14 protein-coding genes are annotated in these 13,321 nt (G+C 55.0%); 7 read left to right on the forward strand and 7 right to left on the reverse strand.

Annotated elements, in window-relative coordinates; all coding sequences use genetic code 11:
* The first annotated feature begins 267 nt into the window (after window positions 1–267).
* The 3 genes from MT343_RS00225 to MT343_RS00235 are packed head-to-tail and all read left to right on the forward strand — an operon-like array spanning window position 268 to window position 3,680.
* Complete coding sequence (locus tag MT343_RS00225; RefSeq protein WP_145467247.1) at window positions 268–1,992, forward strand: hypothetical protein; 1,725 nt, start codon at window positions 268–270, stop codon at window positions 1,990–1,992.
* Between the two features lie 32 nt (window positions 1,993–2,024).
* A complete protein-coding gene (locus tag MT343_RS00230; protein ID WP_145467245.1) occupies window positions 2,025–2,630 on the forward strand; it encodes a penicillin-binding protein activator LpoB in 606 nt (201 codons plus the stop codon).
* Between the two features lie 9 nt (window positions 2,631–2,639).
* On the forward strand, window positions 2,640–3,680 hold the full coding sequence (locus MT343_RS00235) for an LPP20 family lipoprotein (protein WP_145467243.1): 1,041 nt from the start codon (window positions 2,640–2,642) through the stop codon (window positions 3,678–3,680).
* Between the two features lie 119 nt (window positions 3,681–3,799).
* Here MT343_RS00235 and MT343_RS00240 read toward each other — a convergent pair whose 3' ends face one another.
* Genes MT343_RS00240 through argH form a run of 7 tightly spaced genes read right to left on the reverse strand, consistent with a single transcriptional unit; the run spans window position 3,800 to window position 9,457 of the window.
* Entirely contained in the window at window positions 3,800–4,603 is an 804-nt protein-coding gene (locus MT343_RS00240; RefSeq protein ID WP_145467241.1) for a hypothetical protein, read from the reverse strand.
* Window positions 4,596–5,675: a nuclear transport factor 2 family protein gene (locus MT343_RS00245; RefSeq protein ID WP_145467239.1), complete on the reverse strand. Its 1,080-nt coding sequence runs from the start codon at window positions 5,673–5,675 to the stop codon at window positions 4,596–4,598. The genes MT343_RS00240 and MT343_RS00245 overlap by 8 nt, the downstream gene beginning before the upstream one ends.
* Window positions 5,672–6,307: an HAD family hydrolase gene (locus tag MT343_RS00250; RefSeq protein WP_145467237.1), complete on the reverse strand. Its 636-nt coding sequence runs from the start codon at window positions 6,305–6,307 to the stop codon at window positions 5,672–5,674. Before MT343_RS00250 ends, MT343_RS00245 begins: the two co-directional genes overlap by 4 nt.
* Window positions 6,300–6,938: a hypothetical protein gene (locus tag MT343_RS00255; RefSeq protein WP_145467235.1), complete on the reverse strand. Its 639-nt coding sequence runs from the start codon at window positions 6,936–6,938 to the stop codon at window positions 6,300–6,302. The genes MT343_RS00250 and MT343_RS00255 overlap by 8 nt, the downstream gene beginning before the upstream one ends.
* Before the next feature lie 15 nt (window positions 6,939–6,953).
* Entirely contained in the window at window positions 6,954–7,709 is a 756-nt protein-coding gene (locus MT343_RS00260) for a glycosyltransferase family 2 protein (RefSeq protein WP_145467233.1), read from the reverse strand.
* Window positions 7,709–8,038 carry a cupin domain-containing protein gene (locus MT343_RS00265; RefSeq protein WP_145467231.1) on the reverse strand — a complete coding sequence of 110 codons (330 nt, stop codon included), beginning with the start codon at window positions 8,036–8,038 and terminating at the stop codon, window positions 7,709–7,711. The genes MT343_RS00260 and MT343_RS00265 overlap by 1 nt, the downstream gene beginning before the upstream one ends.
* A 21-nt stretch (window positions 8,039–8,059) precedes the next feature.
* Complete coding sequence (gene argH / locus MT343_RS00270) at window positions 8,060–9,457, reverse strand: argininosuccinate lyase (RefSeq protein WP_145467229.1); 1,398 nt, start codon at window positions 9,455–9,457, stop codon at window positions 8,060–8,062.
* 158 nt (window positions 9,458–9,615) lie between these two features.
* Between argH and MT343_RS00275 the strand changes: the two genes are divergently transcribed.
* The 4 genes from MT343_RS00275 to MT343_RS00290 all read left to right on the forward strand — a co-directional run bounded on the left by MT343_RS00275 (window position 9,616) and on the right by MT343_RS00290 (window position 13,316).
* Window positions 9,616–10,719 (forward strand): sensor histidine kinase, encoded by a 1,104-nt coding sequence (locus MT343_RS00275; protein WP_145467227.1) that lies wholly within the window; start codon window positions 9,616–9,618, stop codon window positions 10,717–10,719.
* Entirely contained in the window at window positions 10,716–11,471 is a 756-nt protein-coding gene (locus MT343_RS00280; RefSeq protein ID WP_145467225.1) for a LytR/AlgR family response regulator transcription factor, read from the forward strand. Before MT343_RS00275 ends, MT343_RS00280 begins: the two co-directional genes overlap by 4 nt.
* 121 nt (window positions 11,472–11,592) lie before the next feature.
* Complete coding sequence (hemC, locus tag MT343_RS00285; RefSeq protein WP_145467223.1) at window positions 11,593–12,534, forward strand: hydroxymethylbilane synthase; 942 nt, start codon at window positions 11,593–11,595, stop codon at window positions 12,532–12,534.
* A gap of 5 nt (window positions 12,535–12,539) precedes the next feature.
* Window positions 12,540–13,316 carry a uroporphyrinogen-III synthase gene (locus tag MT343_RS00290; protein WP_186435810.1) on the forward strand — a complete coding sequence of 259 codons (777 nt, stop codon included), beginning with the start codon at window positions 12,540–12,542 and terminating at the stop codon, window positions 13,314–13,316.
* Window positions 13,317–13,321: the final 5 nt, after the last annotated feature.

Here is a 13,321-nt window from a genome sequence, read left to right on the forward strand (position 1 = left end):
GGCTGTCTGACGCAAGGATGTGTCAGACGGCCGGATTCGTTTTATCTTCCCGCTTTTCTTATTATTCTCTGGTTTTCATCATTCGTTCAGATTCACGCTTTATGCTTGCCGGCCCTGCTTTTATGGCGGCAATGTTTCCGCACCGTCCGGATGCCGGGGCTGTTTTTGAGCATGGTGTCGTTTTCGGGCTTGGGCTTTCAGGACAGGCGTTTTAGACTGTCGCTCCTCAAGCTAATTAACGAGCAACTTATTAAGCAAGGAGCTGCTGTGAAACCGGGTAAAACCCTTCGTTCAATTTCTGCGTTGCTGCCAGTGATTTTGCTGGCTGGTTGTGCAACCTATGGTGCCGGAGTGACCGGTGCTATTCAGGATGTACAAAAAGGCGATTACGCCTCCTCCGAAGCCAAATTTCAGAAAGCCCTGAACCCAAGCGGTAATGACCGCCTGCTTTATCATATGGAGCTGGCGGTGGTTAAACATCTGGAAGGCGATTTTACTGCCAGTAATGTGCTGCTCGATAAAGCGGAGCGCATCGCCGAAGACCTGGAAACAACCAGCATTACCGGTTCCGTGGTGACGCTGATGTCAAACCCGCGTCAGGGCCCTTACGGTGGTGCCGATTTCGAGAAAGTCTTTATTAACTATTACAAGGCACTGAACTATTTTGGTCTGGCGCAGCTGGCGACCGACCGCAATGGTTATTACGACGCACTGGAAGGTGCGCGTATTGAGTCCCGCCGCCTGATTATCCGCCTTAACGATCTGAACTCGCGTAAAGGCACCTACGCCGAGCAGAACGATAAAGATCAGCAAACCTTCACCAAACTGCTGAAAATTTTTGAGAAGCTGCAGGGCAATCTGGTGGATATGGATAAACTGCAATACCGCGATGACGCCATGGCGCATTACCTCACCGGTATCAGTTTTGAAATGAACGGCGAGTACGATGACGCCCGCATCAGTTACCAGAAAGCCGCGAAAAGCTATGAAGATGGCTTCAGCAAGCAGTTCCGTCTGGACTCAGAAATGACTGCGCAGGCCTGGTTCGACACCATCCGCATGATGCAGAAGGCCGGAGGTTACAACACTGAATGGCGCGCACTGGCAAAGAAAAAACTGAGCAAAGCGCGTCAGGCCGAGCTGAAAAACTGGAGTGCCGACAAGGCCCAGATCATCGTGCTGGAGCACAAAGGTCTGGCGCCACAGCGTAAAGAAATGAGTCTGGAGCTGTCGGTGAATCCGGCCCTGCAGGCGCTGGAAATCCGTCCGTATTTCTTTGGTAACGACAAAGCCCAGCTGGCCTGGTTCTATGTGCTGTACGCCGATAAAGATATTTTCGATGCCGTGGCGAACTACCTCGATGCCGCCGAAGTCGGATACTGGTTTAACAGCTTTACCAAGACCGTGCCTATTGGTCCGCTGTGGAATACCGCGCAGGATATGGGTCTGCTGAGTGCCATCGGCGATTCTATGCGCATTACCGTGCCCTACTATTCACCGGTTAAAGCGCTGGGTGAGAGTACCCTGAGCGTTGATGGCGAGCGCAGCCTGATGCTGAAATCCTCCAACCCGGCATTGATGGCGGTGCAGGAACAGATGGTTAACTCATCTACCGATATTCAGCTGGCGCTGGCGCGTTCATCATTGAAAGCCTTAACCGCACAATCGGTTGCTTCAGCTGGTGGCAGTGGCTCGCTGGGCAGTATTCTGTCGATGGCCGGTAAACTGACGGCACAACTGACCGATGCCGCAGAAACCCGTAACTGGCTTTTGTTGCCAAGCGATATCCGCATTCGCCGGGTTGTTGTTGAGCCGGGTGAACATACACTGGCGCTGGACTCCACGCTGAACGCGGGCCAGCGTCAGAGCGCACAGGAACAGGTGAATCTGAAAGCCGGAGACATCCATCTGTGGCGCGTACGTACATTGCCTCCTCTGGCCGGTGCGGCCAAAGAAAGCGAAGTAAAACAACTGATTAAAGTATCTGAATAACTCATATTCATTGTCTGATAAGGAAGGACACCATGCTGACAAATATCACCAAACTGACTGCCTGCACTCTGCTGGGTGCCTCTGTGCTGCTGTCTGCCGGTTGCTCAACCAAAGTAACCCGTCTGGCGGCTAACGAAGAAGTGGCGCTGTCTGATCGCTGGAATGCCAAAGACTCCGAACTGGTGGCCAACGAAATGATCACCGACATGCTGTCTTTCCCATGGGCGCGTGACTTCGAGATGGACAATAACCGTCGTCCGACCGTGATCATCTCGCGCATCAGCAACAAGTCGCACGAGCACATTGCCGTCGATACCTTCATCAACGACATCAAGCGCTCCATCATCCGTTCCGGCCGTGCCGGTTTCGTTGCCGGTGGCGATGAGCGTGATGCGGTACGTGATGAGCGTCGCGATCAGGAACTGAATGCCAAGAACGCCAAGGCTCAGGGCCAGGAAAAAGCCGCTGATTTCGCCCTGTCCGGCACCATCAACTCGCTGGTGGACCAGGTTGGCAAAGAACGTGTGACCTTCTATCAGGTAGACCTGAAACTAATCGACATGGAATCCAATATGGAAGTGTGGAACGGTCAGAAGAAGATCCAGAAACTGCAGCAGAAATCCTCTTTCGGATTCTAAGGACAGCCCGTGGCTAAGCGCTTACTGGTTGCGGCACTGGCACTGGGCACAGGCATCAGCCTGCTGTCCGGTTGTGTCGGCAACAGCACCAAACCGGCCAAAGACGCAGCCCGCAGCAGCAAAGCTCCGGCCTGGGTAACGCAGCCGCCGCAGATGCGCGGCATGGCCTACGGCATCGGTTCGATGGAAATCTACGGCAGTGCCACCGATGCGGTAAAACGCGCGGCGGAACTGGCGCGGATTGATCTGGTATCGCAGCTTAAAGTCACCGTCAGCGGTGACTTCAGCAGCGAAACCGTCGAGCTGAGCGGCAGCAACCGCGACAGCGAAGTGCTGCGTACCGTGCGTAACTATGTGCGCAGTCAGGTGCCACCGGCCGAGCTGGACGAAGTTCAGATCAGCGAAACCCATACCGACGCCAAATATGCCTACGCCCTGGCCGAGCTGGATCGTAATGCCGCGGCCGCACGTCTGCGCCGCGATATGAACGATATCGAACAGGAACTGAGCGCCATCGGCGAACTGCAGCCAGGCGGTAACCGCCTGCAACAGCTGCAGCCGTTATTACCGGCACTGACCCTGTTCGCTAAGCGTGAGCGTTTGGGTGAGCGCCTGACGCTGATCAGCATGGAACGTAAGGCCCCGGCCTTAAGTCCTGAACTGAAAGCACTGCAGGACCGCATCTACGCCCAGATCGACCAGCTGCAGGTCAGCCTCGAACTGCTCGATGACGGCGCCCAGACCATTGGCGGCGGCGTGCTCGAAGCGCTGACCTCACAAGGGCTGCGCATTCAGGACGGCAGCGACGCCGACCTGCGCTTCGATATCAGCGCCCAGCTGAGCGGCAAAGCCAAAGATGGCAGCCACTACGTGTTTGCCGACAGCCGCGTTACCATCCGCGATGGCGCCGGTCGTGTGCTGAGCTCGTTCAGCAAACAGGCAAAAGGCGTGTCCGGGCTGGAAGACGTGGCCCGGCAGAAAGCCGCCCGTGAAGTTGCCAAGCTGATTGGTGATGAGCTGGCGGTAGCGCTGGTGGATAAAATCCGCTGATGGATACGATTTGCTGATGGCTACAATCTGCTGATAGTGGCGATTGTTGCGCAATAAAAAAGAGCCTCATTTGAGGCTCTTTTTTTGTCTGGCGTTTGTTACCGCTTTGCGGCTTCGGCTCAGTTAAGCCAGCGGGTCAGCTGATAATCCTTGGAGAATTCCAGCATAAATTCCAGCTTTGGAATCAGCCCCAGCTGACGGACTTTTTCCAGAGCAATTTTATGATTGCTGGTCGCAGTTTTTGGAATCAGCTGCTCCAATTCATCAAAAATCTGAGCAAAGCGTTTCATATTGTCGGCGCTGGCAATAAACCAGAAATCCGAAAGTCCTTCGTTGGTTGTCGGAAAACCACGTTCATAGCGGAAAAATTTATCCGGATGGCTGAACGTTTTTTCTTCGGGAATCACCTTGCCTGAGGTATCGCGGAAACCAACCCAGCGGCCTGCGTAGAACTTCTCCGGGTCCAGCCGGGAAAAATCGATATCGGCAAACAGTGACATATCAAAGCGACTGACCATGATAAAGTCGTAGCTGACACCGTTTTCTTCTTCGTACTGGCCAACCAGATCGACAGCCCTTTTAAAGGTTGCCCAGCGGCTGTAGATATTATTTACGCGGTAGAGCTCGCGGGTCTTTCCGCGTAACTTCTTCTTAAAGTCTTTAAAGCGCTCGCCAAGCGTTGGCGTAAAAAAGACTTCACTGTTCTGGAAGAGCGCTTTGCGCGGCTGATAGATTTCTTTCAGCTGATCGGCAACATCCACACTCCAGCTATGCATAAAGACGTCACAATTATTGATGCCGAGTATGTGTTGCTTGTACAGATCACTCTCGGCTTCAAAGGTGACTTCCAGTCCACCGTGTTTAAAGTTCTTACCTGCGGCCAGTCCATGCAGGCAGAAAGCAACTTTAGGTTTATCAGACATTCTTGTCTTCCTGTTGATATAAGTAAGCACGCAGAGCGCTTATTTTACCTGATTGCCATTGAATAACATCGGTGCCGATATAGCGCTGATCGTCGATCTGCAGTTCAAACTCAATCACGGATTTTTCGCCATCGACCAGAATGTTTTTCTCAATGAAATTGATCTTCTTCACTGAAGCAAAAAGCCCGGTCAGAAAATCGCGGATGGCCGCTTTTCCACTGAGATTGACGCCTGGGTCAATGAGAGTGGCATCGTCATCGAAGAAGTTCATAACGGAGTCAAGATCCATCGCATGGAATGCATGGACATAAGCGCGGGATTTCTCTTCGACAACATGACGCGACAATGTGATGTCGTGTTCGAATACTTTAATCGAATGGGAATCGTAAAAATTATAGTAAACGCCGCCTGCCAGGGGTTTTGCCAGAACAGTCTGGCCAGCCAGAATCATTTCGTTGATGGTCGAGGATACAAAATACTGACCATTAATCTGATTCTGTTTGCGGATAACGCTTTTGGCCGCTTCGATAAAATCCCGCGCATGGCGGAAGTAGAAAAAGCCGGCCATGGCATGGCGGCTGATCGGCAATTTCTCTGAGGTCTGCCGTACTTCCGCGCGTTCGTTGAGAAGCGCGTAAGACCATTTAGGGTGAACGGATTCAAAAGTCAGCACGCCAGCGTCAGCTTTGCTTTCGCGGTAGAAAGCCAGAGCGGCACTGATATCTTCGCTCAGGTGATGGTCGGCCGAGGAAATGATCAGCTCGTCATCGGCATTCATCGTATCCAGAGCAAGCAGGCAGGTACAGAGTGCACCACCGGTATCGCCGTTGATGTCGATGATGTCGTATTCGCCGGGTACAACAATTTTGATGATGGCATCAAGCGACAGTGCTTTCCGTTCGATTTTCGGCACCATAAAAATAAAACGGGCATCACTGCCAAGGCCGGCAAAAGGAGTCAGAGCATGTTCGAGCAGCGTCTTGCCTGCCACTTCGGTCAGAATTTTCGGGTAAATCCCGCCGGCAGAGGCTTCGTAAAGACCTGCGCCGCTCATTGGAATAATAATATTCATGCTGCGCCCTCGATTTCAGAGATCCGGTTTCTGATGTTGTCGTAGGTGACATCAAAAACAGAATCCACCTTCATTACGTGAGCCTGGCTTGCATAGGCGGCTTTCAGACCGTTTTCGTTATCTTCCACAATCAGACACTGCTGCGGATTTAATCCCAGCCGGGAGATAGCCAGGTTGTACATTTCCGGGTCCGGCTTGCCTTTGGAGACGTCTTCGTTGGAAATGAAAAACTCAAGGTAAGGTTTCAGATGCGCCTGATCCATCATAACGGCAACGGAGTTGCGGATGGAGTTAGAGGCAACGGCTAACTTGTAACCTTGTTTGCTCAGGGATGACAGCGCATATTCATGGTGAAACATCGGCCGGCACAGGTTGTTGACCATTTCCATGGTGTACTGCTGTTTCAGCTCATTAATAAAATCATGTAATGACCGTGGCAGACCTTTCTCCCGGGACAAAATATTCAGCTTGTCGCGCGTGGGTAGGCCATCGTAGGTGATCTCATGTTCGGGACGGGTAATTTCATAACCGAACAGACGCAGTGCTTTATTCAGTGCTTCGTAATGCCAGTCTTTGGCATCAATCAGTACGCCGTCCATATCGAAGATGACGGCCTTAATAACCTTAGTCAAAACGGAAGTACCTCTCTGCCTGTTCCGGAATATCCGTACACAGAATTAAATGATCGCTCTCCAGCAGCTCGCCGGGGAGGTTGCGCAGTTCTGACCATTCGTCGTTAACATCGCGGCGGTGTAATTCCGGAGAAACGATGCAGACCTTTTTACCGGCAGACAGCCACTGCTGTAACTGACCGGCATCAATGTTCAGTCGCTGAAAACCATCGAGCCATACTCCCTGGGCCTGATCCAGCAGAACTCCCGGGGTTTCGTATTCACTGGCACGCAGAAATGTGGTCAGGCCGTTGCGCAGATATCCCAGCGTGTCAGGTAATGACATGTCGAACATAAAATAGTTTTCGATACCATGCTGCTGCAGACTCTGGGCCACGGCAGTCTGCAGACCATCGGCCTTAACGTTTAAGGCCAGGCACGGGCGCTGATCGTAACGCAGATATATTTCCAGCATCTCGTCGAACGTCAGTTCTGTACCGTTCGGCATATCGTGGCTGATCATCAGTTTCCCGGCGCAGTCACGGATATCTGTTTCTGTACCGTATCCCATGGAAAAAGAACGGTGGAACGCTGCGACGGTATTTTTTTCTGTGGCGTCGAGCCAGTAGCCCCGGTGAGAAATAATCTGCATGCGATTCTCTTATGATCAGAAGTTAATTGCCTGCTGGTAGACCGGCAGTGATTTGAACAGATCCAGATCACTCGGAATACCTAAGCCGTACATGCCATCAGCTTCGCGGCCAATGTTGTACACACCAATATTGGCGTTTTCTTCGCGGTACATATAGGTGTAAACCGGAGCGACATAAAACTCGCCATTAGAGCGCTCATTATTGGCAATCATTTTGTCGGCCTTGGCGACGAAGTCTTTGCCATGGCGGTAGTTATAAATGCCAACGGTTGCTTCATCGGAGACGACAATTTTTTCGACCACTTCAGAAACCCGGCCGTTGTCTTCTACGCGGGCGTAAGACCATTTCGGGTCGTCGGCTTTCATCGTCATTATCAGGCCATCAAGCGCCTGATCATCCATGTAATTCAGATAATCGTTAATATCCACATCAACCCACTGGTCAGAATTGGCAATCATCAGCGGGTCGTCGTTGTTGATGTAATCCCGTGCTTCAAGAACCGTACAGGCGGCACCTTCGGTGATGCCATCAATACCAATAACAACAGCCCCCGGAGCCCAGCTGCACAGTTTGTTCTGCAGATCGTAGTCGGCCAGATGCTGGTTCTGACAGATAAAAATAAAACGGTGGTCGCAGGAGGGTTTGAGGTTGTTGATCACAACTTCAATCATGCGTTTACCCGACAGCGGAATCAGGGGTTTAGGATCGGTATAACCTTCTTTGGCGAAACGACTGCCACGCCCTGCCATTGGGATAACAATATTCAGCATCAGGCATTCTCTTCCAGATATTTATCGTTCAGTGCCCCCGGCAGTTTGACTACCGTGGTGATGGTGTCTTCCAGAGCTTCAAAGTCGGTGTACTCACCGGGCGCAATACGGATGATTGAGCCCGCTCCGTATTCCTGACCTTTCATCCGTGCCCGTCCGGAGACGATAACCGTGATTTCGGTGGCGATTTTGTGGCAATGGCTGGCTTCTTTATCTCCAGCCTTAAAATGCTGTACGGCGACTTCAACATCCGTGGTTTTGTAGAGTGTTGGTTCGAAGCCGCCGACAAACCAGCCGCGTACCATATCTTCCAGTTTAAAGCTGTCCATAAAACTCCCCGTTGTTGCGGATTAGCGCTGCGCCAGCGCTGTTTTCGCCCGTGCCGCGGCGGCACGTACCTGATCCGGTGCGGTGCCACCAATATGGTTACGCGCCGCGACCGAGCCTTCCAGTGTCAGTACATCAAAGACGTCAGCGGTGATTTCAGTGGAAAACTGCTGCAGTTCTTCCAGTGTCATTTCGCTCAGGTCTTTGCCGGTTTTCACGCCGTAGCCAACCGCTTTACCGACGATTTCGTGGGCGTCACGGAACGGGATACCTTTGCGCACAACATAATCGGCGAGGTCGGTGGCGGTGGAGAAACCACGCATTGCGGCTTCGCGCATATCGTCTTTGCGGGCAATCAGGTTGGGCGCCATATCGGCGAAGGCACGCAGGCTGTCGCGCAGGGTGTCGACGGTGTCGAACAGCGGCTCTTTGTCTTCCTGATTGTCTTTGTTGTAGGCCAGCGGCTGCGATTTCATCAGCGTCAGCAGGCCAACCAGATGGCCGTATACGCGACCGGTTTTACCGCGTACCAGTTCCGGCACGTCGGGGTTTTTCTTCTGAGGCATGATGCTGGAGCCGGTGCAGAAACGGTCCGGCAGGTCGATAAAGCGGAACTGGGCAGAGGCCCACAGCACCAGCTCTTCGGAGAAGCGCGACATGTGCATCATGATCAGCGACGCGGCTGAGCAGAATTCGATAGCGAAGTCGCGGTCGGATACGGAATCCAGGCTGTTTTCGGTCGGCGCGTCAAAGCCCAGCAGTTCAGCGGTGTAATGGCGGTCGATCGGGTAGGTGGTGCCGGCCAGTGCTGCAGCACCCAGCGGCAGCTGGTTCATACGCGCACGGCAGTCCTGCAGACGGGCGTAATCGCGCTCGAGCATGGCGTTCCAGGCCAGCAGGTGATGACCAAAAGTCACCGGCTGCGCAGTCTGCAGATGGGTGAAGCCCGGCATAATGGTGTCGGCTTCTTTTTCTGCCAGCTCCACCAGACCCTGCTGCAGGCGGGTCAGCTCGGCGCTGATGACGTCGATTTCGTCACGCAGGTAAAGGCGGATATCGGTGGCTACCTGATCGTTACGGGAACGGCCGGTGTGCAGCTTCTTACCGGTGATGCCGATCTTTTTGGTCAGCGCCGCTTCGATGTTCATGTGCACATCTTCCAGTGCCACCGACCATTCGAAGTCACCGCGCTCGATTTCGATACGCACTTCTTCCAGACCGCGGATGATGTCATCGCGTTCCTGTGCGGTCAGTACGCCGACTTTGCACAGCATTTTGGCGTGGGCGACGGAGCCCTGAATGTCCTGACGGTACATGCGGCGGTCAAAGTCCACCGATGCGGTGTAGCGCGCAACAAAAGCGTCGGTCGGTTCGGAGAAGCGTCCGCCCCAGGAAGCATTGGTGGATGATTGATCAGACATGAGTACCTCAAACTGGTGCATGAATCGGAAATGGCGCGGATTATAACCATTGCGGCAGCGCTCTGTCCCTGTTTTGCCGCCATTCAGCGTTTGCAGGCTTGCCCTGTTGCAGTACTGGCGACAGACTTAGGCTCCGCGCCAGTTCAGGAATCATCACTTTGTCAGCCAGCCATTCAACATCCTCTTCTGCCCGTGGACAGCAGGCGCTGCTGGAAGCCTTTTTCCTGCCTGACCTGTGCAACACCCGTGCGGTGATTATTCTGCTGGCGCTGAGCGAAGCGCTGGTGCTGGCGCTGACGCTGGTCGAGAGCGGTTTGCCGCAATTTTCCTGGCAGCGTTTTACCGTGGTGTCGTTCTTTGTGCAGTGGGTTTGTCTGCTGTCGGTGGCGATACTGTGTCAGCTGCGGGTGCTGCTGGCGCGGTTAACGGCGATGTCGGCCTCGCTGGTGGCACTGCTGGTGATCGAGCTGGTAACGCTGGGGGTTAGTCTGATCGGCGAGTGGTTATGGCCCCTCGACCGTACTTACACCGACTGGCCCTGGGTACTGCGTAACCTGCTGATTGCCGGCGTCTTCGGCGCCATGGCGATGCGTTATTTCTATGTGCAGAGCCAATGGCGGCTGAAAACCCAGGCCGAGCTGAAATCGCGGCTGGCGGCACTGCAGGCCAATATCCGCCCGCACTTCTTTTTTAACACCCTGAATACCGTGACTTCACTGATCAGCGTTGATCCGGATAAGGCCGAACACCTGTTGCTCGATCTGGCGCAGCTGTTCCGCGCAGTGCTGAATAACGATGACGCACAGATTCCGCTGGCACAGGAAATCGAACTGGGTCGCCGTTATCTGGGTATTGAGCAGGTGCGGCTGGGCAATGAGCGTCTGCAGGTGAACTGGAAATTACCACAGCCGTTACCGGCGGCGCTGAAAGTACCGCAGTTACTGCTGCAGCCATTGCTGGAAAACGCGGTTTACCATGGCATTCAGCCGAGTATCAGCGGCGGCTGGATTGAGGTTGAGCTGGCACAGGAAGGCCAGGCGGAAGATAACGGCGCCTGGTGGCTGACCATCCGCAACAGCAAACCTGAGGGCAGTGGTGAAGCGGGTAACCGTCTGGCGCATAATAATATCCGCGCGCGGCTGGCCGCACTGGATGAACAGGCGCGGCTGGAAGTTGACGATCTGGGCGGGGAATATATTGCCCGTCTGCGTTTGCCGCAGGCTGCGGCGGATGGTGTAACAACCGTTAAGGGAAGTGTATGACCTATCGTGTTCTGCTGGTGGATGATGAGCCTCTGGCGCGGGAGCGCATGAAGCGCTTGTTGCTGGAACACCACGATTTTGTCTGTGCCGGAGAAGCCGGGAACGGCGATGAAACGCTGGCATGGCTGCGTATGCATCGGGCCGATCTGGTGCTGCTCGATATTCAGATGCCCGGCCGCAACGGCCTGGATACCGCCGCCGCGATACAGGAATTGCCGCAACCACCGCTGGTGGTGTTCTGCACCGCTTATGACGAACACGCGCTGCAGGCCTTCGCCGTGAAAGCCATCGACTATCTGCTGAAGCCGGTGCGCAAAGAAGACTTATGCCGCGCGCTGCAGCGCGCCAGTGAATGGCTGGCGCAGAGTGGCGCGCAGGCGGATAACGAAGCCACCGCGACCGCCGCCCGTCCCGCCGGCAGCCGCACCCATCTGAGCGCGCGTACGCACAATGGCCTGCAGCTGATTCCGCTGGAAGAGGTGTTTTATTTCTACGCCGATCAGAAATATGTCAACGTCCATCACGAAGGCGGCGAAACCCTGATCGACGATTCCCTGCGTCAGCTCGAAGACGAATTCCCCGGCCTGTTTGTGCGCGTACACCGCAGCGCACTGGTTGCGCTTAACCGCATCGAACGCCTTGAAGCTCTGAACAGTGGTGGTCACAAGGTGTATTTACGCGGCCTGGCTGACGGCGTTCCGGTCAGTCGCCGGCATCTGCCGGATGTGCGGCGGGTGATGAAGGAGCTGTAACCAAGGCTCTGGTGTCGCTCCCGACCCAGATCATTACCCCCATTCATTCCCCGCTGGTATGATGCGGCATTACTTTCTGAATTCATTGTCAGGCCCGGCCTGACCCGCGTTAAGGAATGTCATGTCTGCCGTAACCACGCTCCGCATTGCTACCCGTAAAAGCCCGCTTGCCATGTGGCAGGCCGAACATATCAAGGCCCGTCTGGAAGCGCTGCATCCGGGGCTGGTGGTCGAGCTGGTGACCTTTACCACTCAGGGCGACAAAATCCTCGATGTGCCGCTGGCCAAAATCGGCGGCAAGGGCCTGTTCGTGAAAGAACTCGAAGTTGCGATGCTCGACGGCCGTGCCGATATCGCCGTGCACTCAATGAAAGACGTACCGATGGAATTTCCCGAAGGTCTGGAACTGGGCATTATCTGCGAGCGCGAAAACCCGCACGATGCCTTTGTCTCCAATACCTATAAAAGCATTGATGAGCTGCCGCAGGGCGCGGTGGTCGGTACGTCCAGCCTGCGCCGTCAGTGTCAGATTCAGCAGCAGCGTCCGGACCTTATTATCAAAAGCCTGCGCGGTAACGTGCAGACCCGTCTGAGCAAGCTTGATGCCGGTGAGTTCGATGCCATCATCCTCGCCGCCGCTGGTCTGCTGCGTATGGAAATGCACGACCGCATTGCCTCCTTTATTCCTGCCGAACAATCGCTGCCAGCCGGTGGCCAGGGTGCCCTGGGCATCGAATGGCGGGCCAATGACAGCGCCATCCATGAGCTGTTAAAACCTCTGCACGATGATAAAACCGCCGCCTGTGTGCTGGCCGAGCGTGCCCTTAACCGTCGCCTGCAGGGGGGCTGTCAGGTGCCGATTGCCGCTTACGCCGAGCTGGATGGAAATGCGCTCAGCCTGCGCGGTCTGGTCGGTAGTGTGGATGGCAAAACCATGCTGCGTACGGCGCAGAGCGGACTGGCCGCAGACGCCGAAGCCATGGGTATTGCGGCGGCTGAAGACCTGTTAGCACAGGGTGCAGGTGCTATCCTGTCCGCTGTTTACGGCCATGACGTGAAGTAATGACCGTGGCTGTCGCTGTCCCCATCCCCATCGTTGTTACCCGCCCGGACGGCCAGGCGGGTGGGCTGATCGCTGAGCTGAGTGCCCGTGGTTTTCCGGTACGCCATCATCCGCTGATTGAAATTGTGCCGCTGGCCGACGATGAACAGGCGGTGGCCAGTGGTTTGCGCCAGCGTATTCTGGATATTGACCACTACACCGCGGTGATCGCCATCAGTATGAATGCCGCCGCTATTGGTCTGGATTGGCTCGACCGTTATTGGCCGCAGCCGCCACTGGGTATACATTGGTGTGCGGTTGGGCCAAGTACCGCCGAAGTACTGCAGCGGGAAGGTTTCAGTGTGCATTCACCCGTGACAACCTACGACAGCGAAGGTCTGCTGGAGCTGCCGGTGATGCAGAGCGATGTGATCGGTGGCCGTAAAGTGCTGCTCTGGCGTGGTGTCGGCGGGCGCGAAAAACTGGCGTCAGAGCTGGCTGCCCGTGGTGCCGAAGTCGATTACGCCGAACTGTACGAGCGCCGTGAAATTGCCTGGAGCGCACAGCAATGGGCCGGCACGCTGGCCGGTGAGCCGGTGCTGCTGCTGAGCAGCAATCAGGCGCTGGATATTGTTGAGCAACAGGTGCCCGACTTGGCTCAGCGCGTCAGTGCCATTATGTTGCCCGGTGAACGCGTTGCAGCAGCAGCCCGCAGCCGCGGTTACCGCGAAGTGCTGGTGGCTGCCAGTGCCCGTGATGAAGATATGCTGGCTTGCCTGCAAGCCTGGCGGGCAGCGCAGTAACAAAT

This window comes from Venatorbacter sp. C2-1, from assembly GCF_022832715.1.
GTDB classification, from domain to species: domain Bacteria; phylum Pseudomonadota; class Gammaproteobacteria; order Pseudomonadales; family Oceanobacteraceae; genus Venatoribacter; species Venatoribacter alkanivorans.

Bases quoted from the DNA above. Each gene is read 5' to 3' on its own strand.
- MT343_RS00230 (WP_145467245.1), top strand. From the start codon at position 2,025: ATGCTGACAAATATCACCAAACTGACTGCCTGCACTCTGCTGGGTGCC.
- MT343_RS00240 (WP_145467241.1), bottom strand. From the start codon at position 4,603: ATGTCTGATAAACCTAAAGTTGCTTTCTGCCTGCATGGACTGGCCGCA.
- MT343_RS00245 (WP_145467239.1), bottom strand. From the start codon at position 5,675: ATGAATATTATTATTCCAATGAGCGGCGCAGGTCTTTACGAAGCCTCT.
- MT343_RS00255 (WP_145467235.1), bottom strand. From the start codon at position 6,938: ATGCAGATTATTTCTCACCGGGGCTACTGGCTCGACGCCACAGAAAAA.
- MT343_RS00260 (WP_145467233.1), bottom strand. From the start codon at position 7,709: ATGCTGAATATTGTTATCCCAATGGCAGGGCGTGGCAGTCGTTTCGCC.
- MT343_RS00265 (WP_145467231.1), bottom strand. From the start codon at position 8,038: ATGGACAGCTTTAAACTGGAAGATATGGTACGCGGCTGGTTTGTCGGC.
- argH (WP_145467229.1), bottom strand. From the start codon at position 9,457: ATGTCTGATCAATCATCCACCAATGCTTCCTGGGGCGGACGCTTCTCC.
- MT343_RS00280 (WP_145467225.1), top strand. From the start codon at position 10,716: ATGACCTATCGTGTTCTGCTGGTGGATGATGAGCCTCTGGCGCGGGAG.
- hemC (WP_145467223.1), top strand. From the start codon at position 11,593: ATGTCTGCCGTAACCACGCTCCGCATTGCTACCCGTAAAAGCCCGCTT.